This window comes from Microbispora sp. CSR-4, from assembly GCF_008033685.1.
GTDB lineage: Bacteria > Actinomycetota > Actinomycetes > Streptosporangiales > Streptosporangiaceae > Microbispora.
The window spans coordinates 1-24477 of the sequence record NZ_VJVX01000049.1 but is presented as its reverse complement, the minus strand read 5'-3'; the positions used below and the strand labels follow the sequence as shown (position 1 = coordinate 24477).

At 70.8% G+C, this 24477-nt stretch carries 22 protein-coding genes; 19 read left to right on the top strand and 3 right to left on the bottom strand.

The annotated features are described in order from the left end of the window. The first annotated feature begins 73 nt into the window (after positions 1 to 73). Genes FLV34_RS29310 through FLV34_RS29270 form a run of 9 tightly spaced genes read left to right on the top strand, consistent with a single transcriptional unit; the run spans position 74 to position 9740 of the window. Positions 74 to 1636: an ABC transporter substrate-binding protein gene (locus tag FLV34_RS29310; RefSeq protein WP_167530548.1), complete on the top strand. Its 1563-nt coding sequence runs from the start codon at positions 74 to 76 to the stop codon at positions 1634 to 1636. Between the two features lie 41 nt (positions 1637 to 1677). Further along, on the top strand, positions 1678 to 2619 hold the full coding sequence (locus FLV34_RS29305) for an ABC transporter permease (RefSeq protein WP_142621458.1): 942 nt from the start codon (positions 1678 to 1680) through the stop codon (positions 2617 to 2619). Continuing rightward, positions 2616 to 3479 carry an ABC transporter permease gene (locus FLV34_RS29300; RefSeq protein WP_147944640.1) on the top strand — a complete coding sequence of 288 codons (864 nt, stop codon included), beginning with the start codon at positions 2616 to 2618 and terminating at the stop codon, positions 3477 to 3479. Before FLV34_RS29305 ends, FLV34_RS29300 begins: the two co-directional genes overlap by 4 nt. Then, positions 3476 to 4492: an ABC transporter ATP-binding protein gene (locus FLV34_RS29295; RefSeq protein WP_167530547.1), complete on the top strand. Its 1017-nt coding sequence runs from the start codon at positions 3476 to 3478 to the stop codon at positions 4490 to 4492. The genes FLV34_RS29300 and FLV34_RS29295 overlap by 4 nt, the downstream gene beginning before the upstream one ends. Next, entirely contained in the window at positions 4489 to 5526 is a 1038-nt protein-coding gene (locus FLV34_RS29290; RefSeq protein ID WP_167530543.1) for an oligopeptide/dipeptide ABC transporter ATP-binding protein, read from the top strand. The genes FLV34_RS29295 and FLV34_RS29290 overlap by 4 nt, the downstream gene beginning before the upstream one ends. Continuing rightward, positions 5523 to 6473, top strand: coding sequence for a N(4)-(beta-N-acetylglucosaminyl)-L-asparaginase (locus FLV34_RS29285; RefSeq protein WP_147944638.1), 951 nt, complete (start codon positions 5523 to 5525; stop codon positions 6471 to 6473). The genes FLV34_RS29290 and FLV34_RS29285 overlap by 4 nt, the downstream gene beginning before the upstream one ends. Next, positions 6470 to 7294, top strand: a complete 825-nt coding sequence (locus FLV34_RS29280) for a M55 family metallopeptidase (protein WP_142621451.1) — start codon at positions 6470 to 6472, stop codon at positions 7292 to 7294. The genes FLV34_RS29285 and FLV34_RS29280 overlap by 4 nt, the downstream gene beginning before the upstream one ends. After that, on the top strand, positions 7291 to 8547 hold the full coding sequence (locus tag FLV34_RS29275) for a methylaspartate ammonia-lyase (RefSeq protein ID WP_142621449.1): 1257 nt from the start codon (positions 7291 to 7293) through the stop codon (positions 8545 to 8547). The genes FLV34_RS29280 and FLV34_RS29275 overlap by 4 nt, the downstream gene beginning before the upstream one ends. After that, the gene (locus tag FLV34_RS29270) at positions 8547 to 9740 is read left to right on the top strand and encodes a CaiB/BaiF CoA-transferase family protein (protein ID WP_261985951.1); all 1194 of its coding nucleotides are present in this window, start codon (positions 8547 to 8549) and stop codon (positions 9738 to 9740) included. The genes FLV34_RS29275 and FLV34_RS29270 overlap by 1 nt, the downstream gene beginning before the upstream one ends. A 103-nt stretch (positions 9741 to 9843) precedes the next feature. On the opposite strand, the gene FLV34_RS29265 is transcribed toward FLV34_RS29270, so the two are convergent. Then, positions 9844 to 10413, bottom strand: coding sequence for an Lrp/AsnC family transcriptional regulator (locus FLV34_RS29265; RefSeq protein WP_168065925.1), 570 nt, complete (start codon positions 10411 to 10413; stop codon positions 9844 to 9846). Between the two features lie 252 nt (positions 10414 to 10665). On the opposite strand from FLV34_RS29265, the gene FLV34_RS29260 reads away from it, so the two are divergent. From FLV34_RS29260 to FLV34_RS29215, 10 genes are all read left to right on the top strand, one after another. After that, on the top strand, positions 10666 to 11379 hold the full coding sequence (locus tag FLV34_RS29260; RefSeq protein WP_142621443.1) for a creatininase family protein: 714 nt from the start codon (positions 10666 to 10668) through the stop codon (positions 11377 to 11379). Beyond that, on the top strand, positions 11376 to 12074 hold the full coding sequence (locus FLV34_RS29255; protein ID WP_142647691.1) for an SDR family NAD(P)-dependent oxidoreductase: 699 nt from the start codon (positions 11376 to 11378) through the stop codon (positions 12072 to 12074). Before FLV34_RS29260 ends, FLV34_RS29255 begins: the two co-directional genes overlap by 4 nt. Beyond that, a complete protein-coding gene (locus tag FLV34_RS29250) occupies positions 12061 to 13449 on the top strand; it encodes a dipeptidase (protein WP_147944636.1) in 1389 nt (462 codons plus the stop codon). Before FLV34_RS29255 ends, FLV34_RS29250 begins: the two co-directional genes overlap by 14 nt. After that, a complete protein-coding gene (locus FLV34_RS29245; protein WP_147944635.1) occupies positions 13446 to 14639 on the top strand; it encodes a dipeptidase in 1194 nt (397 codons plus the stop codon). Before FLV34_RS29250 ends, FLV34_RS29245 begins: the two co-directional genes overlap by 4 nt. A gap of 24 nt (positions 14640 to 14663) precedes the next feature. Beyond that, positions 14664 to 16376 (top strand): DUF885 family protein, encoded by a 1713-nt coding sequence (locus tag FLV34_RS29240; protein WP_187280774.1) that lies wholly within the window; start codon positions 14664 to 14666, stop codon positions 16374 to 16376. A 35-nt stretch (positions 16377 to 16411) separates the two neighbouring features. Continuing rightward, a complete protein-coding gene (locus FLV34_RS29235) occupies positions 16412 to 17269 on the top strand; it encodes an alpha/beta fold hydrolase (protein ID WP_142647685.1) in 858 nt (285 codons plus the stop codon). After that, complete coding sequence (locus FLV34_RS29230) at positions 17266 to 18186, top strand: succinylglutamate desuccinylase/aspartoacylase family protein (protein WP_142647683.1); 921 nt, start codon at positions 17266 to 17268, stop codon at positions 18184 to 18186. Before FLV34_RS29235 ends, FLV34_RS29230 begins: the two co-directional genes overlap by 4 nt. A gap of 74 nt (positions 18187 to 18260) precedes the next feature. Further along, the gene (locus FLV34_RS29225; protein WP_244312846.1) at positions 18261 to 18854 is read left to right on the top strand and encodes a MaoC family dehydratase; all 594 of its coding nucleotides are present in this window, start codon (positions 18261 to 18263) and stop codon (positions 18852 to 18854) included. Further along, complete coding sequence (locus FLV34_RS29220; protein ID WP_142621428.1) at positions 18851 to 19687, top strand: CoA ester lyase; 837 nt, start codon at positions 18851 to 18853, stop codon at positions 19685 to 19687. The genes FLV34_RS29225 and FLV34_RS29220 overlap by 4 nt, the downstream gene beginning before the upstream one ends. A 231-nt stretch (positions 19688 to 19918) precedes the next feature. Next, positions 19919 to 20686 (top strand): CPBP family intramembrane glutamic endopeptidase, encoded by a 768-nt coding sequence (locus tag FLV34_RS29215; RefSeq protein WP_168065921.1) that lies wholly within the window; start codon positions 19919 to 19921, stop codon positions 20684 to 20686. Positions 20687 to 20833: 147 nt separating this feature from the next. Here FLV34_RS29215 and FLV34_RS29210 read toward each other — a convergent pair whose 3' ends face one another. Both FLV34_RS29210 and FLV34_RS29205 read right to left on the bottom strand, forming a co-directional pair. Next, entirely contained in the window at positions 20834 to 21145 is a 312-nt protein-coding gene (locus FLV34_RS29210; protein ID WP_142621424.1) for a hypothetical protein, read from the bottom strand. A gap of 120 nt (positions 21146 to 21265) precedes the next feature. Continuing rightward, entirely contained in the window at positions 21266 to 23923 is a 2658-nt protein-coding gene (locus FLV34_RS29205; RefSeq protein WP_147944633.1) for a GNAT family N-acetyltransferase, read from the bottom strand. Positions 23924 to 24477: the final 554 nt, after the last annotated feature.

Genomic DNA, 24477 nt, shown 5'->3' with positions numbered 1-24477 from the left:
CACTGACGCATCGATCCCATCGGCCTCGCAGATATTCGCCGGCCTCAGGGGACCTGATATCAGCCGGCGCCGGATGCTCTACCTCGGCGCGCTCGGCCTCGGGGCGTTCGCGTCCGCGCCGTTGCTGGCAGCCTGCGGATCGTCGTCGGACACCTCCACCGGCGCCTCGTCCGGCGCCGCGTCCGGCGCGGCCAAGAAGGGCGGCGACCTGGTCATCGTCCGCGACCACGACGCGGTCAACATGGACAAGACGATGGTGTTCAGCAACGCCTCGATCTGGACCTACGCGCAGATCTACGAGCCGCTGGTGGCCATGACGGACGACGGCCAGGGGGTGAGGCCCTGGCTCGCGGAGAGCTACGAGATGTCGCCCGACAACAAGTCGTGCACCCTGAAGCTCAGGAAGGACGTCAAGTTCCACAACGGCCAGCCGATGACCTCGGCGGACGTGAAGTTCTCCATCGACGAGTCGAGCAAGACCAAGGGCGGCTGGGAGTTCATCAACTCCGCGATCAAGGAGGTGACCACGCCGGACGACTACACCGTCGTGGTGACCACCAAGTATCCGTGGGCGCCGCTGCTCGCCGACCTGAGCTGCCCGAACAACGGGATCATCCCCAAGGACTACGCGGGCAAGAGCAAGGACGAGTTCTACGCCAGCCCGATCGGGACCGGCCCGTTCGTGTGGGGCACCTGGCAGAAGGGCAGTGCCCTCACGCTGAAGAAGAACCCCTCCTACTGGCAGGCGGGCAAGCCGTACCTCGACTCGGTCACCTGGAAGGTGGTCGCGGACAGCAACGCCCGCGCGATCCAGCTGCAGGGCGGGCAGGCGCACATCAACGAGAGCCCGCCGTTCTCCAGCCTCGACCAGCTCAAGAACACGCCCAACGTGAAGGTCGACCTGTTCCCGTCCACCCGGACGGACTACATCATGATGAACCAGCACAAGAAGCCGTACGACGACGTTCATGTGCGCCGCGCCATCTCGTATGCCATCGACCGGGAGGCGCTGATCAAGACCATCCTGTTCGGCAACGGCACCCCGGCGAACTCGTTCCTGATGCCGTCCACGCCGTTCTACGACAAGAACTGCCCCGGCATCCAGTACGACATGAACAAGGCCAAGGAGGAGATGGCCCAGTCGAGCGTGCCGAACGGCTTCACCACGACGTGGCTCGCCATGTCGGGCGACGCGGTGGACGCGGCGATCGCGCAGGTCCTGCAGGAGTCGCTGAAGGAGCTGGGCATCACGATGAACATCCAGAACGTGGACCCGAGCGCGCAGCACGACATGACCGGCAAGCTGGACTACGAGATCGCGCACTCCTACTGGACGATGGACCTGGCCGACCCCGACGAGCTGGCGCAGTTCGCACTCGATCCCACGTCCGGCGGGCACTCCTTCGACACCGGCTTCGACGACCCGGAGCTCATCGATCTGGTCCACAAGGCGCAGAAGGAGTTCGACAAGACCAAGCGCCAGGCCCTGTACAGCGAGCTCCAGCAGAAGGCCGCCGAATCCGCGTTCCTCGCGTTCCTGTTCTACACGCCCTTCCCGTACGCGACGGCGAGCAGCGTGCAGGGCTTCAAGGTGCTGCCGACCGGGTCGTACCACATGGAAGACGTCTCGCTCTGAGCCGGGCCGATGCGGACTGAGAACCTGGAGCGAGAGCAACGATGAGATATGTCGTCTACATCCTGAAACGGGTGGTGTCGCTGATCCCGGTGCTGCTCGGGATCTCGTTCATCGTCTTCTTCCTGATCCGGCTGATCCCGGGAGACCCGGCGGCGACCCTGCTCGGGGTGCACGCCACGCCGCAGGCGGTCAAGGAACTGCGCGACCAGATGGGGCTCGAGAAGCCACTGCTGAGCCAGTATCTGACGTTCCTGGGCCACCTGCTGCAGGGCAACCTCGGATTCTCCTACGTCTACAACAGCTCGGTCCTGGGGCTGATCGCGACCAGCCTGCCGGTGACGATCTGGCTGCTGGTCTCGGGCACCTTCTTCACGCTGCTGATCGCCGTGCCGCTGGCCGTCCTGGCCGCGGCGCGGCGCAACGGGATCGCCGACAACATCATCCGGGCGGTGCCGGTCGTGGGCCTGGGGCTGCCGGCGTTCCTGCTGGGCATCGCGCTCATCGTGGTCTTCGGGCTGAAGCTGGGCTGGTTCCCGGTCGGGGGATACGGCCAGAGCCTGGCCGAACACGTGCGCGGCATCGTGCTGCCCGGCATCACGGTCGCCCTGACGCTCGCGCCGATCGTGATCCGCAGCCTGCGCGCCAGCATGATCGAGGTGCTGAGCAGCGACTACATCGTGACGGCGCACAGCAAGGGGATCAGCACCGCGAGGGTGGTGCTCGGACACGCCCTGCGCAACGCCGCCGTCTCGTCCGTCACCGTCCTGGGCGTCAACATCGCCTATCTCACGGGATCGACGCTGGTGGTCGAACGGGTCTTCTCGCTCCCCGGCATCGGGCAGCAGATGATCAATTCCATCTTCGGAAGGGACTTCCCCACCGTGCAGGGAATCACTCTGGTCTTCGCGATCATGGTCGTGGTCGTGAACCTGTTGACCGACGTGGCCCACTCCGCCCTCGATCCCCGGGTTCAGCTCGCATGAGCGCGATCACTTCCGCGGCCCCCGCCGCGCCGGCGGGTTCCGGCCGCCGCCGGCGGCGTGGGCGGGGGAACGCGCCGCTCGTCGCCGGGCTGATCCTGTTCGGCCTGATCGTCGCCCTCGCGCTCTGCGCGCCCCTGCTGACGAGCCAGGACCCGATCAAGCAGAACCTCCAGGCCGCATTCCTCGACCCCGGCGCGCCGGGCCACCTGCTCGGCACCGACGCGCTCGGACGCGACGTGCTGGCCCGGCTGCTCTACGGAGCCCGGGTCGACCTGCGGGTCGGCGTGGTGGCGGTCATCTCGCCGCTGATCATCGGCAGCCTGATCGGGCTGATCGCGGGATGGTTCGGCGGATGGGTGGACGCCGTCATCGGCCGGATCGTGGACATGGTGATCGCGTTCCCGTTCCTGGTCCTGGTCATCGCGCTGGTGTTCGCGATGGGGCCGGGGACGACCAGCATCTACGTCGCGGTGACCCTGGTCGGATGGGTGGCGTACTGCCGCATCGTCCGCGGTCAGGTCCTCGTCGCCAAGGAGCAGGAGTACGCCATGGCGGCGCGGGCCAGCGGCCTGCCGACATGGCGGATCCTGCTCCGGCACCTGCTGCCGAACGTCGTCCTGCAGGCGATCATCTTCTCGATGAGCGACATCGTGCTCACCCTGCTGGCGATCGTGACCCTCGGCTTCCTCGGCCTCGGCGTGCCGCCGCCGACCCCCGACTGGGGAACCATGATCCAGGAAGGTCAGCAGTTCCTCTTGACCAAGTGGTACATGTCCACGATCCCGGGCCTGGCCGTCGTCGTCACGGGACTCGCACTGGCGCTGATCGCGGACGGCATCGTGGAGAAGGCGAACCAATGACCCCTCCGCTGCTCGAAGTGCACGACCTGCACGTCGACATCCCCATGCCGCACGCGCGGCTGCACGCGGTCCGCGGCGTGTCCCTCACGGTGGGCGCGGCCGAGTCGGTGGGGCTGGTCGGCGAGTCGGGCTCGGGCAAGAGCCTCACCCTGCGCGCGCTGCTCGGGCTGCTGCCCCGCCCGGCGCGGATCGTCTCGGGAACCATCCTCATCGACGGCGAGGACGTCACCGGGCTGCCTGCCAAGCAACTGCGGAGCCGGCTGTCCGACACGATGAGCATGATCTTCCAGGACTCGCTGACGGCGCTGAACCCGGTCATGCGCGTGGGCGACCAGATCGCCGAGGCGCCCCTGCGCAGGCTCGGCAAGTCGCGCGGCGAGGCCAGGGCGATCGCCGTCGACCTCATGAGAGAGGTCGGGATAGCCGATCCCGAGCGTCGCTACGAGCTGTATCCGCACCAGCTGTCCGGCGGGATGCGCCAGCGTGTCTGCATCGCGATCGCGCTGTCGACCAAGCCCCGGCTCATCCTCGCCGACGAGCCGACCACGGCCCTGGACGTGACGATCCAGGCCCAGGTGCTCGGCGTCCTGCGGCAGCTCAAGCAGGAGGAGAACGTCAGCCTGCTGCTGGTCAGCCACGACCTGGCCGTGGTCAGCCAGACCTGCTCGCGGCTGTACGTCATGTACGCGGGCAAGGTGGTCGAGTCGGGCGACCTGGTCGACCTGGTGACCGAGCCCCGGCATCCGTACACCTTCTCCCTGCTGCGGTCGGTGCCCGACCCGGACCGGCGGGTGGCCCGGCTGCTGACCATCCACGGCCGGCCGCCGGACCTTACTCAGCCTCTGACCGGCTGCTCCTTCGCCCCCCGATGCCCGTTCGCCGAGGACGCCTGCCGGGAGGGCGAGCCGGAGCCGGTGCCCGCCGGACCGGGGAGACGGAGCGCCTGCCGGCGCGTGGACACGGCGGAGCGGTGGAATGCGATGGCCGAGCAGGAAGCGGGGAGCACGCGGTGACGGAGGCTGACGAGATTCTCTCGATCGAGGGCCTGGCCCGGCACTTCACTCCTCCCGTGTCGGTGACCGACCGGCTCTTCCGGAAGAAGCCGGTGGTGAACCGCGCCGTCGACGGCGTGGACCTGGTGCTGCGCAAGGGGGAGACGCTGGGCCTCGTCGGCGAGTCGGGCTGCGGCAAGTCGACCCTCGCGCGCACCATCGTCGGCCTCTACCGCCCCACGGCGGGCACGATCAGCTACCAGGGCGAGGTCCTTCCGGAGAGACGCACCCGGGCGCAGCAGCGCGCGATCCAGATGGTCTTCCAGGACCCCTACAGCTCGCTGAACCCGCGGATGACGGTCGGGCAGATGCTCTCGGAGCTGCTCAGGTATCACAAGCTGGTCCCGCGCAACAAGGTGGACGAGCGCAACCGCGAGCTGATGCACCTGGTCGGCCTGCCGGAAAGCGCTCTGGGCCAGCGCCCGCGTCAGTTCTCGGGCGGGCAGCGGCAGCGCGTCGGCATCGCGCGGGCGCTGGCGCTGGAGCCGTCCGTGCTGGTGGCGGACGAACCGGTCTCCGCCCTCGACGTGTCGGTCCAGGCCACCATCATCAATTTGCTGGCCGACCTCAAGGAGACGCTCCACCTGTCGGTCATCTTCGTCTCGCACAACATGGCTGTCGTACGGCAGATCTGCGAACGCACCGCCGTGATGTACCGGGGCCGCATCGTCGAAACCGGGGTCACCGACACCCTGTTCGACGACCCGGCGCATCCGTACACCCGGCTGCTCATCGGCTCGGTGCCCCGCCTGGTCGGCGCGCACGGCCCGGTGGAGGCGGAGGAGGACAAGACCGGCGACCTCGGTCCCATGCGGGAGGAGGTCGCGCGGTCGGCCGAGCGCGACGGCACCCGCCCCTGCCGCTTCGCGGACCGGTGCCCGTCCGTCGTCGCCGCGTGCGCCGACGAGCCGCCGCTGCTCGCCGATCCCCGTGACCCGGCCAGGCACGCCGCCTGCGTGCACCTGTCCCACCACCCCGAAGGAGTGATCGCGTGAGCGGTCCGATCGTCATCGGCAGCGAGCGGAGCGAGGCAGGTCTGCCCGCCGCCATGGAGATACTCGCCCGCGGCGGCTCGGCGCTGGACGCGGTCGAGGCCGGTCTGCGCAGGTGCGAGGACAACCTGGACGACCACTACGTCGGGACCGGCGGGCTGCCGAACGCCCGGGGCGTGGTGGAGCTCGACGCGTCGGTGATGGTCGGCTCGACCAGGGCCTTCGGCGCCGTCGGCGCGGTGAAGGGGTTTCCCAACCCCGTCTCCATCGCCCGGGCCGTCCTGGAGCGGCTGCCGCAGCACAGCCTCCTCGTCGGCGAGGGCGCCGAGCTGTTCGCCGAGGAGAACGGATTCGCCCGCGCGGAGCTGCTGACCGAGGAGTCCAAGAAGCTGTTCGTGTCGGCGCTCCAGCCCTCGGACGAGTCCGTCGAAGGCGAGCGGACCGCGGCGCAGGCCGGTGACGAGCTGTACCGCCGGACCGCGCTCGAACTCGTCAACCGCTTCGCCCCGCACGACGGGCCCTGGGGGACCATCAACATCATCGCCCTCGACGCCTCGGGCGAGCTCGTCGTGGGCGTGTCCACCAGCGGCTACCCCTGGAAATACCCGGGGCGTATCGGGGACTCCGCCGTTCCCGGCGCGGGAAACTACGCCGACGCGCGGTACGGAGGGGCCGCGTGCACCGGCCGGGGAGAGCTGAGCATGCGGGTCCTCGGCGCCCGCGGCATCGTCGCGGACATCGCGCGCGGGCTCGACCCCTCGGAGGCGTGCCTGGCGATGCTCGCCGACGCGGCCACCCTGCCCGACGAGTTCCGTGCCGAGCTGCGCTGTCTCGCCCTCACGCCGGACGGCCGGCACGGTGCGGCGGCGGGACAGGCCGGCTCGTACTACGTGGTGATGACCGAGAGCTCGACCGGTCCGGAGTCCCGCCCGAGGAGCGTGCTGTCGTGAAAATCTTCATCTCCTCCGACATGGAGGGGACCGCCGGCGTGGTCGACTGGGACCAGTGCGTCATCGGCGGTTCGCAGTATCCGTACTACACCGAGCTGCTGACGGGGGAGATCAACGCCGCCATCGAGGGCGCGATGCGGGCGGGCGCCACGGAGTTCCTGGTGAACGACGCGCACTCGAAGATGGCGAACCTGAAACCGGACGCGCTCGCCGGACGCGCCGGCTATCTGTCCGGCCGCTACAAGCCGATGTACATGATGCAGGGGCTCGACTCCACCTTCGACGCGATCTTCCTGGTCTCCTATCACGGATCGATGGGCAGCAGGGGCTCGGTCCTGTCGCACACCTACTTCCCGTCGGCGTTCGCCGAGGTGAAGATCAACGGCGTCGTCGCCGGTGAGGCGGGCATCAACGCGCTCGTGGCGGCCGCGCACCAGGTGCCGATCGTGCTGGTCACCGGTGACGCGACGACCGCCGAGGAGACCGAGCGGTTCTGCCCGGGGATCAAGGCCGCGGTCGTCAAGCGGTCGGTGTCCCGCTTCTCCGCCGAGGCGTTGCACCCGGAGGCCGCGCGGGACCTGATCCGCGAGCGGGCGCACGAGGCCGTCGAGCACCTGGCGGGCGCGGCGCCGCCGTCCTTCGAGCTGCCGGTCACGCTCGGCATCTCCTTCCGCAGCAGCGACTACTGCGAGCTGGCCGCCAGGATCGCCGGAGTCGAGCGGACCGGGGACCTGTCGGCGGTCATCGTCGGAGACGACCCGCTGTGGATCTACCAGACGTTCATCACCGTCGTGCTGCTGTGCCGGGGGCTGGTCGAATGAAGATCGTCAAGGTGCTCGCGCAGCCGGTGCGGGCCGGCTTCTTCGCCGACGACCAGGCGGCGATCAGGGCAGGTGCGGAGCACGACGGCTTCACCTACGCGGGCGACCCGGTCACGCCCGGGTTCTCCGCCGTACGGCAGGCGGGCGAGGCGCTGTCGGTGATGCTGTTCCTCGAAGACGGCTCGGTCGCCTACGGCGACTGCGCGGCGGTGCAGTACAGCGGCGCCGGTGGCCGCGACCCGCTGTTCAGCGCCGAGGCGGCCCGCCGGGACGTCGAGGAGCACCTCGTCCCGATGCTGACCGGCGCGGAGCTCGGCTCGTTCCGCGAGCTGGCCGGGCGGGTGGACGCGTGCCGTACGGCCTCAGGCCCGCTGCACACGGCCATCCGCTACGGCGTGACGCAGGCGGTGCTCGACGCCGTCGCGCAGAGCCGGCGGCTCACCATGGCCGAGGTCGTCCGGGACGAGTACGCCACCGGCGTCGATCTGCGACCGGTGCCGATGTTCGCGCAGACCGGCGACGACCGGTACGCCAACGCGGAGAAGATGATCCTCAAACGGGTGGACGTCCTTCCGCACGGCCTGATCAACAACGTCGACACCAAGCTGGGCCGGGGCGGCGAGATCCTCGAGGACTACCTGCGGTGGCTGGTGAAGAGGATCGGGGAGCTGCGCCCGGACAGCGCGTACACGCCCAGGCTGCACATCGACACCTACGGCACCGTGGGCCTCGCCTTCGACGGCGACGTCGACGCGGTCGCCGCCTATCTCGCCCGTCTCGGGGAGATCGCGGTCCCGTACGAGCTGGTGGTCGAGCACCCCATCGACGCCGGGAACCGGGAGGCGCAGATCGAGACGTACGTCCGGCTGCGGTCCGCCCTGCGGCGGATGGACGCACGGGTGAAGATCTCCGTGGACGAGTGGTGCAACACCCTGGAGGACATCGAGATGTTCGTCGGCCGGGGCGCGGCCGACGTGATCCACGTCAAGACACCGGACCTCGGCGGCATCGGCAACACGATCGAGGCGCTGCTGCTGGTGCGCGACCGCGGGCTCGTCGCGTACTGCGGCGGCACGTGCAACGAGACGGACCGCTCGGCGCAGGTCAGCGCCAACGTCGCCATGGCCTGCGGCGCGGGACAGGTGCTGGCCAAGCCCGGCATGGGAGTGGACGAGGGACTGATGATCGTGGGAAACGAGATGGCACGGGTGGCGGCGATCGCCGCGGCACGCGGAAAGCCGGTCCTGCCGTGATGCCGCTGGAGGACGTCAGGATCATCGCCATCGAGCAGTACGGCGCGGGACCGTTCGGCAGCGTGCACCTGGCGGACCTGGGAGCCGAGGTCATCAAGATCGAGGACCCGTCGACCGGCGGTGACATCGGGAGATACGTCGTTCCCGAGCAGCACGGCGAGGACAGCCTGTTCTTCGAGACGTTCAACCGCAACAAGCGCAGCCTCAGCCTCGACATCTCCACGCCGGAGGGCCGCGCCGTGTTCGAGGACCTGGTCAGGGTCAGCGACGTGGTGCACTCGAACCTGCGGGGGGACGTCCCGGCCAAGCTGCGGATCCGCTACGACGACCTCAAGCATCTCAACCCGGCGATCGTGTGCAGCTCGCTCAGCGGGTTCGGCATGACCGGGCCGCGCAGCACCGAGCCCGGGTACGACTACGTGCTGCAGGGCATGGCCGGCTGGATGGACCTCACCGGCGAGCCCGACGGACCGCCCACCAAGTCGGGGCTGTCGCTCGTGGACTACTCGGGCGGGCTGGTCGCGGCGGCGTCCATCCTGGCCGCGCTGCACGCCGCGCGGCGCGACGGCGTCGGCGCCGACTGCGACGTCAGCCTGTTCGACACGGCGATCTCGATGCTGACCTATCCGGCCGCCTGGCGGCTCAACGGCGACTTCGAGCCCCGGCGCACCCACCACTCCGCCCACCCGTCGCTCGTGCCCTTCCAGGCCTTCCCGACGGGAGACGGCTGGCTGGTGGTCGCCTGCCCGAAGGAGAAGTTCTTCCGCCGGCTCGCCGAGGCCCTCGGGCACCCGGAGTGGCCGGACGACCCCCGATATCGGGACTTCGCCGCCCGGCGGGAGAACGCCGAGGCGCTGGTCGCCGAGCTGGAGGCGGTGTTCGCCACCGGCACGAGCGAGCACTGGCTGGGCCTGCTGCGGGCGGCCGGGGTGCCGTGCGGGCCGGTGAACACCGTGGCGCAGGCCCTGCGGGATCCGCACACCGTCGCCAGGGGCATGGTCGTCGAGACCGAGCACCCCTATTTCGGCACCGTGCGGCAGGTCGCGAGCCCGCTGCGGGTGGGTGCGGGGAAACGCACCCACATGCGCGCTCCCCGGCGCGACGAGGACGCCGCGTACGTCCTGGGCGAGGTGCTCGGATACGACGCGGAACGCATCGAGCGGCTGCGCGCCGCCGCCGGCAGCAGGGGCTAGGACCGCCCAGGATGGCCACGCCGCCGCGAGGTCCGTGACCCGCCCCCGAAACGCCTTCGGGCACACGGACCTCCACACGATCCCGGTGAGCCGGCCGGGCCGCTCAGGCCGGCTCACCGGGCGGGGCCGACAGCAGGTCGGCCACCAGGTTCTTCGGCTCTATCTCCACCAGGCTCAGCGCGGTCTCGGTGCGCTGCACGCCCTCGATCTGCCAGATGCAGTCCATGAGCAGCTGCCGCAGATGCAGGTGGTCACGCACGCGGAGCCGGGCGAGCATGTCCATGGCGCCGGTGACGATGTCGAGCGCTTCCAGCTCGGGGATCACGGAGAGCTGCTGGACGAGGTCCTGCTGCTGGTAGCCCTGGACCGCCGTGATGATCAGGTACACGGTCATCGGATAGCCCGCGGCGCTCCAGTTCACGCGCACGCCGTACCCCTGGATCACCCCGAGACGCTCCAGCCGCGCGATGCGCTCTCCGACCGCGGGGGCGGACATGCCGAGCTCACGGGCGAGCGCCCGCTGCGAGCGCCTGGAGTCCTGGCTGAGCAGCACGAGTATCTGCCGGTCTACATCGTCGAGCGGGACCGGAGGCGCCGGGACGGACACGTCGGCGACGGCACGCAGGGGAGCGGCCGAGGAATGCGAAGCAGGGGAACGACGGCGAGGGGGCATGGCGGGAAGGCTACCCGGCCGGGGACACGGATGGAGCACGGAAAGCGCACCGCCGCCGAAGTCACCGTATGACGGTTGCCACATCGCGCTGCGGGACGGACGCCGCGGACAGGCGAACCGAATGCGTTTGCAGTGAAAGCCTGGCATTCGTCGGGCAAATGGTTAGTATGAGACGAAACTTCCCTTACAGTTGACCACCATCAAGGTCGACATAGGTTTCACTTCGCATCATCGAACGGAGTGTGAGGACCGGTGCGGGTCTTCGACAGCAACTGGATGCAGATAGCCGACTACCTCCAACGCGACGATCGCATCGTGCTCCCGGTCGGATCGACCGAGCAGCACGGGTATCTCTCGCTCGGGACGGACGCCTTGCTTGCCGAGCGTGTGTCGGTGGAGGCGGCCGAGCCGCTCGGCGTTCCGGTCCTGCCGGTCCTGCCGTTCGGCATGGCGCCGTACTTCGTGGAGTATCCGGGCAGCATGAGCCTGCGGATGAGCACGTACATCGAGGTGATCCGCGACCTGCTGGACTGCCTGGCATCCCAGGGGTTCCGGCGGATCGCGGTGATCAACGGCCATGGCGGCAACGCCCCCGTCGCCGGCCTCATCCGCGAATGGGTGTGCGCGCCGCGCGACGAACGCGTGGAGGTGCTGTTCCACAGCTGGTACAACGCCCCGAAGACGGCGGAGGCGGCGTCCCGGTTCGACGACGACCAGTTTCACGGCTCCTGGCTGGAGAACTTCGCCTGGACCAGGGTCGCCGGCGCCGAGATCCCCGGCGGCAGCGCGCCTGTCCTCCCGAGGTCGCTGGCCGACAACGTGACCGCGCGCGAGATGAGGGAGCTTTCCCCGGACGGAAGCCTGGGCGGGGCCTACCAGCGCAGCGACGAGGACATGCAGGTCGTGTGGGACGCCGGCGTGGCCGAGGTCCGCGAGCTGCTCGAGAAGGGATGGCTCGACCAGTGACGGAAGCCAGGGACAGGGTCGCCGTCGTCACCGGCACGGCCCACGGGATCGGGGCGGCCATCGCCGCCGCGCTCGAGGCGGACGGGGTCCGGGTGCACGGCGTCGACAAGGACACGGTGGACGTCACCGACTCGTCCGCGGTCAACGCCTTCTTCACCGAGATCGGCGACGTCGACATCCTGGTCAACAACGCCGGCGGCGTGGTCGGCCAGGTCCACCACCCGCTGGAGGAGATCGGCGACGAGGACTGGTCCGCCGTGGTCGCGGCCAACCTCACCAGCACGTTCCTGTGCACCAGGGCGGCGGTGCCGGGCATGAAGCGGCGCGGCTCCGGCCGCATCGTGAACATCTCGTCGGGCGCGGGCCGCAGCGTCAGCCTGACCGGCATCCAGGCCTACGCCAGCGCGAAGGCCGGGCAGATCGGCTTCACCCGGCAGATGGCGCACGAGCTAGGACGGTTCGGCATCACGGTCAACTGCATCGCGCCGGGGTTCGTCCTGTCCAACCCCACGACGATCCAGCAGTGGGAGAGCTACGGCGAGCAGGGGCAGGCCGCGCTCGTCGAAGGCATCGCCGTACGCCGGCTCGGCCGGCCGGAGGACATCGCGCACGGCGTCCGGTTCTTCGTCTCCGAATCCTCATCCTGGATCACCGGTCAGACCCTCTCGATTGATGGTGGACATGCTCTCTTTTGATTCGACCGACTTCGATTCGACCGCCGCCTACCTCGACGAGCTCGCCGCGTACGTCGCGGTGCCCAGCGTGAGCCGGGACGCCTCCGCGGAGACCATGCGGACCGCGGCCGAATGGCTCGCGGCCCAGTTGTCCTTCGCCGGCGGACGGGTCGTCGCCACGGAAGGTCACCCCATCGTCCGGGGCGAGTGGCTCGGGGCGCCCGGCGCCCCCACCATCCTGGTCTACGGCCACTACGACGTGCAGCCGACCGGCGATCCCGCCGAGTGGCGCACCCCGCCGTTCGAGCTGCGCGTCGACGGCGACGTGATCCGCGGGCGCGGGGTCACCGACGACAAGGGCCCGGTCTTCATCGTGCTCAAGGTCGCACAGGCGTTCATCGAGCAGGAGGGCGCGCTGCCGCTCAACGTCAAGTTCCTCTTCGAAGGAGAGGAGGAGATCGGCAGCCCCCACCTTCCCGCCTACCTGCGCGAGCACGCGGACGAGCTCGCGGCCGACCTGGTCATCTCGGCCGACGGGGCGATGTGGCGGCCGAGCGAGCCCTCGCTATCGATCGCGTCCAAGGGCCTGGTGACGCTCACCGTCGAGGTCGGCGGCGCCGCCACCGACCTGCACTCCGGGCGTTACGGCGGCACCGTCGCCAACCCGGTGCACGCCCTGAGCGAGATCCTGGCCGGCCTGCACACGGCCGACGGCCGGGTCGCGGTCGACGGCTTCTACGACGGCATCCCCGAGCTGAGCGACGAGCGCCGCGCCGCCATCGCGGCGGTGCCGTTCGACGACGACCGCTACCGGGACGACCTGGGTCTCGACGCCCTCTTCGGCGAGGCCGGCTACAGCACGCTGGAGCGGCTGTGGGAGCGGCCCACCCTGGAGATCAACGGTGTCCTGGCCGGTGGCAAATACACGGTGATCCCGCACGTCGCGACCGCCCACATCTCCTGCCGGCTCGTGCCGGGCCAGCGCCCGGAGCGGGTGCTCCAGGCGATCACCGACCATGTGCTCGCCCAGAAGATCCCCGGCGTACGCGTCGCCGTCCGCCCCGACGAGGGCGGGGTGCCCGCGTACACGATCCCCGCCGATCACCCGGCGATCCGCGCCGCCACCGAGGCGCTCGCGCACGTCTACCCGGGCCAGGACGTCCTGCTGGCCGTCATCGCGGGGACCCTGCCCGCGACGGCCCTGTTCGAGGAGGTCCTCGGCGCGAAGACGCTGTTCTTCTCCTTCTCCACCGCCGACGAGAACCTGCACGCGCCGAACGAGTTCATGCGGATCTCCCGGCTGCGCGAGGGGATGCGCGCCTGGGAGCGGCTGTGGCGGCTGCTCGCCGACGGGCCGCACCGGCTGGCGCCGGTGCACAGGGACGGCACGCGGTGACGGCGGGCGCCTACGAGTCGTACGGCTATCTCACGCCCGGCGTCGACTTCCCGGCCATCGAGCTGGCCCCCGAGTTCGGCCGCGTGCCGCCGTACGCCGGCGGCCTGAGCGAGCTGGAGCGGGAACGGGCCGAGCGGCTGCTGCGGGACAACATCGTGATCAGCCTGCACGACCATCCCGTGCGGTTCCCCGCCGACATGCGGCAGACGCCGGAATACAACAGGACCGGACGCCAGCACACCGCGTTCGCCGGGCTCCTCGCGTCGGGCATGACCGTCGTGTTCGACAACATGATGGACGGCACCGCCTGCGTCACCGGCAACGCCCCGTGGCGCTGGCTCGACATCATCACCGACCTCGGCATGCGCCAGGCCGACATCGCCCACCAGTCCGGCGTGATCGTGATCCGGACGATGGACGACATCGAGCACGCCCACAGGTCGGGCAAGGTGGGGCTGCTGTTCGGCCTGGAGGCGGCGACGCCGATCGAGAACGAGCTCGACCGGCTCGACGTCCTGTACGGCCTCGGCCTCCGGCAGATCGGCATCGCCTACTCCGACGCCAACGCCCTCGGCAGCGGCCTGAACGAGACCACCGACGGCGGGCTGACCGACTTCGGCAGGCGCGCGGTCTCCAGGATGAACAGGCTCGGCCTGGCCATCGACATCTCGCACTCCTCCGACCGGACCGGCCTCGACGTCTGCGCCGTGAGCGAGCGCCCGGTGTTCATGACCCACGCGGGGGCGCGCGCGGTCTGGGACACGCCGCGGATGAAGCCGGACGACGTCCTGCGCGCGGTCGCCGAGACCGGCGGCGTCATCGGCATGTCGGCGGCGCCCCACACGACGCTGTCCGAGGCCCATCCCCGGCACACGATCCTGTCGGTGATGGACCACTTCCGGTATTGCCTGGACCTGGTCGGCATCGAGCACGTCGCGTTCGGGCCGGACACCCTCTATGGCGACCACGTCGGCCTGCACACCGTCTTCGGGCACCTGCTCAAGGTGGGCGCCGCCGCGCCCGGCGGCCCCTCCTTCGAGAAGGTGGAGTACGTCGACGGGCTGGAGAACCCGACCGAGAACTTCCACAACATCTGCGGCCTGCTCGTCCAGGAAGGGTTCTCCGACAGCGAGATCACGGCCGTGCTCGGCGGCAACATCCTCCGGGCGCTCGAGCGGATCTGGGCCTAACCCTCCCGAATGGAAAGAGGATCAGTGACTCCTGAAGTCCAGCCCCCGGCGAACGACCGGCTCGCCCGGCTCAGCGACGAGTTCTTCCAGGTGAAGCACACGGCCGACCCCTTCAGCGCCACGCTGCTCGGCGTCTCGGGCTTCGACGGGCTGGTGCCCGACCCCAGCCGCTCCGGCGCCGCCGCCGACGCCGCGAAGATCGCGGACATCGAACGGCGGCTCGCGGAGATCGACCCGGACGGCCTGAACCCGGCCGACCGGATCAACCACGCCGTGCTCGGCCGCCTCGCCTGGGGCGTACGGTCCGACCTGGAGCACGGCCTGTGGGAGACGGGGGCGTCCGCGGACGGCTACTCCTCACCGCAGGCGATGATGTTCATGTCGGTCCCGGCCGCGTCCCTCACCGACGCCGCGGCCGTCGACCAGTACCTGCGGCGGCTGAGCGCCCTGCCCGCGTTCATCGACGCGATCCTCGACCGCTATCGGGCGGCCGAACAGGACGGGCGGATTCCCACCCGGGTCGGCGTCGGCCAGGCCATCGACCAGCTCACCGGGCACCTTTCGCTGAGCCTGGCCGACGACACCCTGCTCGGCCATCGGCTGCCGGCCGACGTCGACGAGGGGAGCGTCAGGGCGCGCGCGGCCGGCATCGTCGAGGAGTCCGTCCGTCCCGCGCTCCGGCGCCTGCTCGCCGGCCTCCGGGACGAGCTGCTGCCCGTGGCCCGGCCCGACGAGCGGGTCGGCGTCCGCTTCGTCCCCGGTGGCGAGGAGGGCTACCGGGCCGCCGTACGGCGTCACACCACCACGGACCTGTCCCCGGAGGAGATCCACCAGATCGGTCTCGACTGTCTCGCGGAGCTGCGGCAGGAATGGGCCGAGCTGGGCGGACGGGTGCTCGGCACGAGCGACGTGGGCGAGGTCCTGACCCGGCTGCGGGAGGACCCCTCGTTGCGGTTCGGCTCGGCCGCCGAGATCGTCGACGTGGTGACCGACGCCCTGCGCCGGGCCGAGGAGGCGCGCGACGACTGGTTCCCGGCGTACGACATCGCCGACTGCGTCATCGAGGAGATCAACCCGATCGAGGCGGGCAACGCCGCGCTCGCCCACTACCGGCCGCCGGCGGGCGACGGGTCCCGGCCCGGCGCCCACTGCGTCCTCACGGCCGACCCGCACGAGCGGTTCGTGTACGAGTACGAGGCGCTGGCCTTCCACGAGAGCACGCCCGGGCACCACCTGCAGATCGCCTCCGCGCAGACCCTGACGGACCTTCCGGCCTACCGGCGGTTCCTGGACGCCGAGGTGTGCGGGTACGTCGAGGGCTGGGGCCTGTACAGCGAACGGCTCGCCGACGAGATGGGCCTGTACACCTCGGACATCGCCCGGCTGGGGATGCTCTCGTTCGACGCGCTGCGCGCCTGCCGGCTGGTCGTGGACACGGGCATGCACCACCTCGGCTGGTCGCGGCAGCAGGCCATGGAATTCATGTGGGACAACACCGCGACGACGCGGGCCAACGTCCGCAACGAGATCGACCGCTACATCGCATGGCCAGGGCAGGCGCTGGCGTACATGATCGGCCGCCGTGAGATCCGCCGCCTGCGGGCCGTGGCCGAAGGCCGCCTCGGATCCCGTTTCGACATCCGCGCCTTCCACGGGACGGTGCTCGGCAACGGCGCCGTCCCCCTCGGTGTGCTCGACCAGATCGTGGCCGCCTGGATCGACTCCGCGGCGGCCTGAGCCAGGCGCCCGCGTTTCCTCAGCAAGGAGTGCACATGTTCGTGAACATCAACGGCGCGCGGCTCAACGTCGAGGTCCTCGGCGAGGAGGGCGCACCCGTGCTGATCGCCCACCACGGCGGCGGGGGCATCGGCTCGCTGGCCGAGCCGAAGGCGACCTTCGGCCCGCTGTCCGACCTGTTCCGCGTCGTGGTGTTCGACGCCCGCGGCTGCGGCCTGAGCGAGGGCGTCCCGCCCTACTCGCACGCCCAGTGGGCCGCCGACGTCGACGCGCTGCGCGAGTGGGCCGGCGCCGAGTCGGTCGTGATCGCGGGCGGCTCCTACGGCGGATTCATCGCCATGGAGTACGCGATCGCCTACCCGGACCGGGTGCGGGCGATGATCCTTCGAGACACCTCACCGGACCGGACCAACCTGGAGATCGCCCACGAGAACGCGCGCAAGCAGACCCGGGTGGAGCTCGACTGGGAGAACTACGACCGCTACTGGAGCGGCGACATCCGCGACGACGACGACCTGAAGGCCCGCTGGGCCGAGCTGATCCCGCTGTACGACCACGAGTACGACCCGGTCAAGGCGGCCGCGCGCGTCGAGGCCGGCATCTACCGCCACGAGGCGCACAACTGGTGCTTCCAGCACAACGCGCCGATCTACGACGTCAAGCCGCAACTGCCGTCCGTGACCTGCCCCACTCTCGTCACCGTGGGCCGGTACGACTGGGTCACTCCCGTGTCGTCGTCGGAGACGATCGCCTCCCTCATCCCGAACTCCAGGCTCGTCGTCTTCGAGAAGTCCGGGCACTCCCCGCAGATCGAGGAGGCGGAGCTCTTCCAGCAGGCGATGCGCGACTTCCTCGCCGAGGCGCTGCCCGACCTCGGGACCGCGGCGCGATGATCGAGCGGCGCACTCTCAACGTCCCCGGCCCCGGCCCGGACGGGCTCGGCATCCCGTACTTCGACATCCGGGGCCGCGGCGACGGACCGCGGCTCACCGTGCTGTCCGGCGTGCACGGCGCCGAGTACGCCTCGATCGCGGCCGTCCGCGAGTTCGTGCGGAACCTCGACGCCGCCGCCGTCTCCGGGCGGATCGTCGTCGTGCCCGTGGTGAACGTGCCGGGATTCTGGGCCAGGGCGCCGTTCGTCGTCCCGGTGGACGGCGAGAACCTGAACCGGAGCTTCCCCGGCGACCCGGGCGGCTCGTTCACGCGGGTGCTCGCGCACCACGTCTTCACCGAGCTCGTCCTCGGCTCCGACTATCTCGTCGACATGCACGCGGGCGACCTGCCCGAGTCGCTGGAGCCGTTCACGATCTTCGAGGAGTCGCCGGTCGAGGCGGCCTCGCTGGAGCTCGCCCTGGCGTACGGCGCCGGGCACGTCGTCAGGCAGGCCGCGCGGGCGCGGACCGTGGCGGGCAGCACGTGCGCGGCCGCGGCGGACGCCGGCATCCCGGCGATCGTCGCGGAGTCGGGCCAGAACGGCCTGCTCGACCGGGCGGCGATCGACCGCCACCTGGCCGGGCTGACCAACATCGCCAGAACCGTCGGCGTGCTCGACGGTGAGCCGTGGCCGGTGCGCGAGGCCCGCCTGCACGAGGGATGGCACTGGCTGCGCACCGACCGGGAGGGCTGGTGGGAGCCCGCCGCGGCGGTCGGGGAGCAGGTGCCGGCCGGCGGGCTGCTGGGAACGATGAGCGACGTCTGGGGCGAGGTCTTCGCCGAGGTGCGGGCGCCCGAGGCGGGCACACCGTTGTTCCTGACGAGCAGCCCGGCGGTCTCGGCCGGCGGCCTGCTCATGGGCCTGGCCCGCGACTGAAGACCGGCTCGGCCGCTCCGGGTATGGCGAGGGCGGCACCGGCGTACCGACACCATCGACAAGGAGACCCCGACGTGGACGAGAACGGAACCGCCTCAACCGCCTCCCCGGAGCCCCGGACGCCGTCAGTGAGCTGGGAGGGCCGCTACCTGGAGGACTTCGTCGTCGGCGACGTCTACCGGCACCCGCTCGGCCGTACGGTGACCGAAGTGGACAACGCGTGGCTCACCCTGCTGACCCAGAACACCGCGGCCATCCACTTCGACCGGCACTACGCGGAGCGGACGCAGTGGGGCAGGCCGCTGGTCGACTCGACCTTCACCCTGGCCCTGGTCACCGGGCAGAGCGTGCACGACGTGTCCATGAACGTCATGGCGAACCTGGGCTGGGACCGGGTGCGCCTGCCCAATCCCGTCTTCGAGGGCGACACGATCTACTCCCAGTCGGAAGTGCTCTCGGTGCGCGAGTCGAAGTCCCGTCCCGACGTGGGCGTGGTGGAGGTGCGCACCATCGGGTTCAACCAGGACGGCGTGATCGTGATCAGCTTCGAGCGCACCCTCCTGGTCTACCGGCGGGGTCATGGTCCCGGCCGCGTCGCCGTCGAACCCCGGTGGGACGAGAGGTCTCTGAAGGCCGCCGGGCTCGACCCGCGTCCCGGCACACCATGACCGGGGCGTACGGGACGACGGCGCGGACCCTGCTCTTCGTGCCCGGCACCCGGCCCGACCGCTTCGCGAAGGCCGCCGCCAGCGGCGCGGACGCGGTCGTCATCGACCTCGAGGACGCCGTCGCCCCGCTGGACAAGGCACGGGCGCGGGCGGCCGCCGCCGGCCACGTCTCCGTCCACCCGGCTCTGGTGAGGATCAACGGGATCGGCACGCCGTGGCACGCCGACGACCTGGCCGCGCTCGCCGGGGCCGAAGGGCTCGCCGGAGTCGTCCTCCCCAAGACCGAGGCGGCCGAGCACGTCGCGTCGGTGGCCGCCGCGCTCGGCCCCCGGGTGCCGGTCTTCGCGCTGCTCGAATCCGCCCGGGGCGTACGGGACGCGGATCTCATCGCACAGGCGCCGGGCGTGGCGCGGCTCCTGTTCGGCAACCTCGACTTCTGTCTCGACATGGGCATCCCCTCACGGGGCGGCGACGAGCAGGCGTTGCTGTTCGCGCGCAGCAAGGTCGTGCTCGCGGCCAGGGCCGCCGGGCTGCCCGGGCCCGTCGACGGGGTCGAGCCCGAGATCGACGACGATGCGGCGGCCCTGGAGGCCGCCCGCCGGGCGGCGGCCATGGGATTCACCGGCAAGCTGTGTCTGCACCCGCGCCAGGTCGCCGTCGTCCGCGGCGCGTTCTCGCCCTCGGACGCGGAGCTGAACTGGGCCCGGCGCGTGCTCGACGCGGCGGCCGGGTCCGCGGGCGCCGCCGTACGGGTCGACGGAGAGATGATCGACAGACCTCGTCTGGAGTTCGCCCGGCGCATCGTCGACTCCGCGGGTGAGAAGCCGGCGTGAAGCGCCCGGCCCGTCCTGCATCACGCGCGCAGCCCCGTCGCCGTCATGCGTCCTGCCACCATGGAACTGCAGAGACGCCTGCGAGGTCCCGGATGTGGCAGAACCGCCGGAAACACCGCGCGAATCACGGTTAGGGTGGTCCGCGCGGCTCATCTACATGTCTTCGGCTGCGTCCGCGGCTCACTCAGGGGCGGCGGCAGGAGGCGTCGGCCATGGTTCGAGGAGCGGCGTGTGAGCGGGTGGACGGAGCCGGACCACAGGTCGCCCGTGCGGCTGATCGCGCTGACTTTCGCCCTGTCCGTGCCCTTCTGGCTGGCCGGTGCCGTGGCCGGCCGCCTGTCGGAGACCCTGCCCGTGAGCGCGCTGATGGCGTGCTGCCCCTTGCTGGCGGCGATGCTGCTGGTCCGCCGTCATGAGCCACGCGGCGCCGTGAAGCGGCTGCTGCAGCGCGTCGTGGACTGGCGTGCCGCTCCCCGTCCCGGCCGCTGGCACGCACTCGCGATCGCGCTGCCGCTGGGCGTCATGGCCGGCTCGTACGCCGTGATGGTCCTGCTGGGCCGGTCACTGCCCGGGCTGCGGGTTTCTCTGGTCGAGGTCCCGCTGCTGTTCGCCGTGTTCCTCGTCGCCGCCGCCTGCGAGGAGGCGGGATGGACGGCGTATGCCACCGATCCGCTGTCCACCCGCTGGGGCCCGCCGGTCACCGGCGTCATCCTGGGGGTGACATGGGCGGTCTGGCACATCGTCCCCTACGCGCAGGCCGGCCACGGCCCGCTGTGGATAGCGGGCCAGTGCCTGTACACGGTGGCGTTGCGGGTCGTCATCGTCTGGCTGTATCTGCACAGCACGAGCGTGCTCACCGCGGTCGTCTGCCATGCCGCCTCCAACGTCGGCTGGTCCCTCTTCCCCGGATCGCACTACGACCCGGTCGTCACCGGGGGCATCGCCATTGTGGTGGCCCTGCTGGTGGTGACCGCGTGGCCCAGGCCGTTCTCCCGGTGACATCGCTCTCGCCGGTGACATCGCTCTCGCGGGTGACATCGCTCTCGCGGGTGACATCGCTCTCGCGGGTGACATCGCGGGAGCGGGCTCTCACGACCGGGCCGTGCCGCGGTGTGGGCTCTCGCGATCCGGACGAGACCTGGGAGCTCAACGTCCATGGGCGGAGCAGGACGCGGCCACATGAGCGACCACCGGCTCGCAGTGAACGGCCCGGTACGCCTCACGAGCGGTCGCACGGATGTGTTCCGGGCAGGCGGAGGCGATGGGGCGGATGAACACGTAGACGTGCACCATGCCGTCGATCTCTACCAGGCGCACGTCGTCCACCACGTCGGTGAACACCTCGCGCAGGGTTTCCCGTACGGCACGCCGTGCGAGCGGACCCGTGGCCTCGTCACGGTCCCTTCCACCGTCCTGTCGCCGGGGGATCGGACGGAGTTCTGTTCTCGCGATCGTCATGACTCAACCGTCCCGCCTACCCGCTCTGCGCGGGGAGGGGCGAAAGTCCCCGGTCCCCACGGCGGTCGTCGCTTCTGAGGGCAGGGCGTGCTCAGAAGCAGGCGACGGCACCGGAAGGGATCAGCGGAGGCGGCGCCGGAAGGGTGAAGGGAGCGGCGGGGCGGCGGCGAGCCGCACCCGGCAGTCCACCGCCACGGCCCCATCCGGTGTCACGATCACCGGGTTGAGATCGAGCTCCGCGACGTCGGGCAGATCGTCCATGAACCGGCCCACGCGGACGATCTGCTCCTCCAGGGCCGCCACGTCGGCCGCCGGCCGTCCGCGGTAGCCGTACAGGAGCGGCGCGCACCGCAGCTCCGCGATCATGCGGGCGGCCTCGGCCCTGTCGATCGGCGGCACGCGGAAGGCGCGATCGGCCAGCAGCTCGGTCGCGACACCGCCGAGCCCAACCATGATCAGCGGCCCGAAGGTCTCGTGCGCGACGCCGCCTATGATCATTTCGGTCCCTTCGCCTGCCATGGCCTGGACGATCGCGCCTGTCATCGCGGGGCCGAGGCGGTCGGCCATCTCCCGGTACGCCTGCCGGACCTCGTCGGGCGCCCGCAGGCCGATCCGCACACCACCCACGTCGGACTTGTGGACCAACCCGGGGCCGACGGCCTTGAGCACGGCGGGCAGACCGACGACCGACGCGGCCTCCGCCGCCCTCTCCGGCCCGTCGACCGGGACGGACTCGGCCGTGTTGATCGCGTACGCCGACAGGAGCCGGGCCGCCGTGCCCTCGTCCAGCCATCGTCCATGGGGATGAGCGGCGAGGTCCGCGGTGATGATCCGCCGCGCGGCCGCCGAGTCGATCCCGGGGAGGTCCTCGCGGGATGCCGGCGGCCGGGCGCGCCAGGCGGCGTGCGCGGCCGCCCGGGCGAGGGCGTGCACGGCCTGTTCGGGGAAGGCGTACGCGGGCACCCGGCCGTCGACGAGTTCGTCGTGCCCGGCGAGGCAGGCGAGCACGGGCTTCGCCGCGTTCCTCGTGACGGCCGCGATCGCTTCGCGCGTCGCGTCGAGGCCCGAGCCGAACGGCGGGGTGTAGACGGTCAGCACGGCGTCGACGCCCGGGTCGGCCAGGACCGTCGCGATCGCGAAGGCGATGTCCCCGGCGTCGGCTTCGGCCGTGAGGTCGACGGGGTTGCCGACGGCCGCCGCCGGCCGGAGCCGGGGGCGAAGCGCCTCCGCGGTGGCGGGGGACAACTCCGGCACGACCAGGCCGAGCCGTTCACAGGCGTCCGCCGTCATCGCCTGCGGGCCTCCGGAGTTGCCCACGATCGCCACCCGAGGGCCGTCCGGCAGCGGCTGGAAGGCCAGCAGCCGGGCGGTGTCGAGCAGATCCTGGACGCTGTCCTCCCTGATGACGCCGCAGGCGCGCAACAGCGCGTCCACGGCCACATCGGGCGTCGCCGCGGCGGCCGTGTGCGAGCGGACCGCCCGGCTGCCCGCGGCGCTGCGCCCGCTCTTCACCGCGATGATCGGTTTGCGGGCGCTGATCCTGCGGGCGATCCGGGCGAACCTTCGCGGATTGCCGAACGACTCCAGATAAAGGCCAATGACGCGGGTGGCCGGGTCGTCCTCCCAGTATTCGAGCAGGTCGTTGCCGCTGACGTCCGCCTTGTTCCCCACGGAGGCGAAGGAGGAGATGCCGAGGCCGAGCTGCCCGGCGCGTTCGATCATGGCCGCGGCCACCGCGCCCGACTGCGACATCACCCCCAGCGGACCCGGGGAAGGAGGTGTGGGCAGGAATCCGGCGTTCAGGCGCGCCGCCGTGTTCACCACACCGAGGCAGTTGGGCCCGACCAGCCGCATGCCCGCCTGCCGGCAGATCTCCAGCAGCTCCCGTTCGGCCTCGCGGTTTCCCACTTCGGCGAATCCGGACGTCAGCACGACCAGGGCACGTACCTCATGGCGGGCACACTCGCGGGCGATGCCGAGCACGGTGGGGGCCGGGGTGGCGATCACCGCGAGCTCCGCCGGCCCGGGCAGCGAGGCCACGTCCGGGTAGGCCGGCAGGCCGCACACTTCGGTGGCCCGCGGATTGACGGGATAGATCGGGCCGGGGAAGCCTCCGTCGATCAGGTTGCGCAGCACGCGGTGCCCGACGCGGGCCTCGTGACGGCCGGCGCCGATCACGGCCACCGACTCCGGGGTGAACATGTGCGCGATGGAGTTGTGCTCCGCCTCGTGCGCCCGCGCCTCGATCTCGGCCACGAGCCGCTCGGTGGGGCGGGTGGCGATGCGGATCTCGACCTGCCCGTCGTCGTATCGCGTCTCCACCGGCAGGCCGAGATCGTTCAGCACCCGCAGCATCGCCCGGTTCTGCGGCAGGACGGTGGCGACGAGTTCCTCGATTCCCTCGTCCGCCGCGTCCAGCGCGAGATGTTCGAGCAGCAGCGTGCCGAGCCCGCAGCCGTGCACCGCGTCGTCCAGCAGGATCCCCACCTCGGCCTCCGACCCGTCCGGATCGGCGATGTATTCCGCCACGCCGACCACGCGGCCGCCGACCAGAGCGACCAGGGCGTGCCCGTGGTAGCCGGGCCCGGTGATCCGGTCCATGTACGCATGGGCCGAGGCGGCGCCTCCGGTGAAGAACCTCATATACGCCGAACGCGGGGAAGACCTGGCGATCAGTTCGTGCAGGGCCTCCCGGTCGGCCGGCCGCAACGGGCGGATGCGCGCCACCCCGCCGTCACGCAGGAGGACGTCGCACGCTTCGCCGGCGGTTCGAACCATGTCTCAAAGGTCCACGACCGGGCGAGCACCCCCAAAGGGACTTCCTTCCCGTCTTGCCGGGACCCCGGTCCCGAACCCCGTCCAGCCGGCCCGTCCTTCGCGCGCCGAGGATCCGCACGCTCGGCCTGCTGCGCCCGGGAAGCCGAGTGTGATCAGCCCGTACGCGGCCCGCGGCCTACGCGAAGGGCGGCCCAGCCGGATGGCTGGGCCGCCCTTGCGTTTCCGGGGATCGACCGGGTCAGCGGGAGACCGCCTGGAACCGATGACACCGTCCCGGAGATCGGCGTTCGTCGTCACCCATCCGGCGGGATCAGGCGCACGGGCTCTCGTTCATCGTGATGCTCAAGGCCGGTAGCGAAGGGCGGGAACGATGTCGTCGAAGGCCGTCGCGTCGCCCGCGCGCCAGGCCTTGGCCCCCCGCGCCAACCGTGCCTTGTCGGCGGTCCGGATGCCCCTGAACCACTCCGACTTTCGTGGAGGCCCTGAAGCCAGCATCATCTGCTGGCGGAAGGGAGAATCACGTCACGATGCCAGCCCCGAGGAAGTATCCCCAA

Coding starts and splice junctions, on each gene's coding strand:
- FLV34_RS29310 (WP_167530548.1), top strand. CDS start 74: ATGCTCTACCTCGGCGCGCTCGGCCTCGGGGCGTTCGCGTCCGCGCCG.
- FLV34_RS29305 (WP_142621458.1), top strand. CDS start 1,678: ATGAGATATGTCGTCTACATCCTGAAACGGGTGGTGTCGCTGATCCCG.
- FLV34_RS29300 (WP_147944640.1), top strand. CDS start 2,616: ATGAGCGCGATCACTTCCGCGGCCCCCGCCGCGCCGGCGGGTTCCGGC.
- FLV34_RS29295 (WP_167530547.1), top strand. CDS start 3,476: ATGACCCCTCCGCTGCTCGAAGTGCACGACCTGCACGTCGACATCCCC.
- FLV34_RS29275 (WP_142621449.1), top strand. CDS start 7,291: ATGAAGATCGTCAAGGTGCTCGCGCAGCCGGTGCGGGCCGGCTTCTTC.
- FLV34_RS29270 (WP_261985951.1), top strand. CDS start 8,547: ATGCCGCTGGAGGACGTCAGGATCATCGCCATCGAGCAGTACGGCGCG.
- FLV34_RS29265 (WP_168065925.1), bottom strand. CDS start 10,413: ATGCCCCCTCGCCGTCGTTCCCCTGCTTCGCATTCCTCGGCCGCTCCC.
- FLV34_RS29250 (WP_147944636.1), top strand. CDS start 12,061: ATGCTCTCTTTTGATTCGACCGACTTCGATTCGACCGCCGCCTACCTC.
- FLV34_RS29235 (WP_142647685.1), top strand. CDS start 16,412: ATGTTCGTGAACATCAACGGCGCGCGGCTCAACGTCGAGGTCCTCGGC.
- FLV34_RS29230 (WP_142647683.1), top strand. CDS start 17,266: ATGATCGAGCGGCGCACTCTCAACGTCCCCGGCCCCGGCCCGGACGGG.
- FLV34_RS29220 (WP_142621428.1), top strand. CDS start 18,851: ATGACCGGGGCGTACGGGACGACGGCGCGGACCCTGCTCTTCGTGCCC.
- FLV34_RS29210 (WP_142621424.1), bottom strand. CDS start 21,145: ATGACGATCGCGAGAACAGAACTCCGTCCGATCCCCCGGCGACAGGAC.
- FLV34_RS29205 (WP_147944633.1), bottom strand. CDS start 23,923: ATGGTTCGAACCGCCGGCGAAGCGTGCGACGTCCTCCTGCGTGACGGC.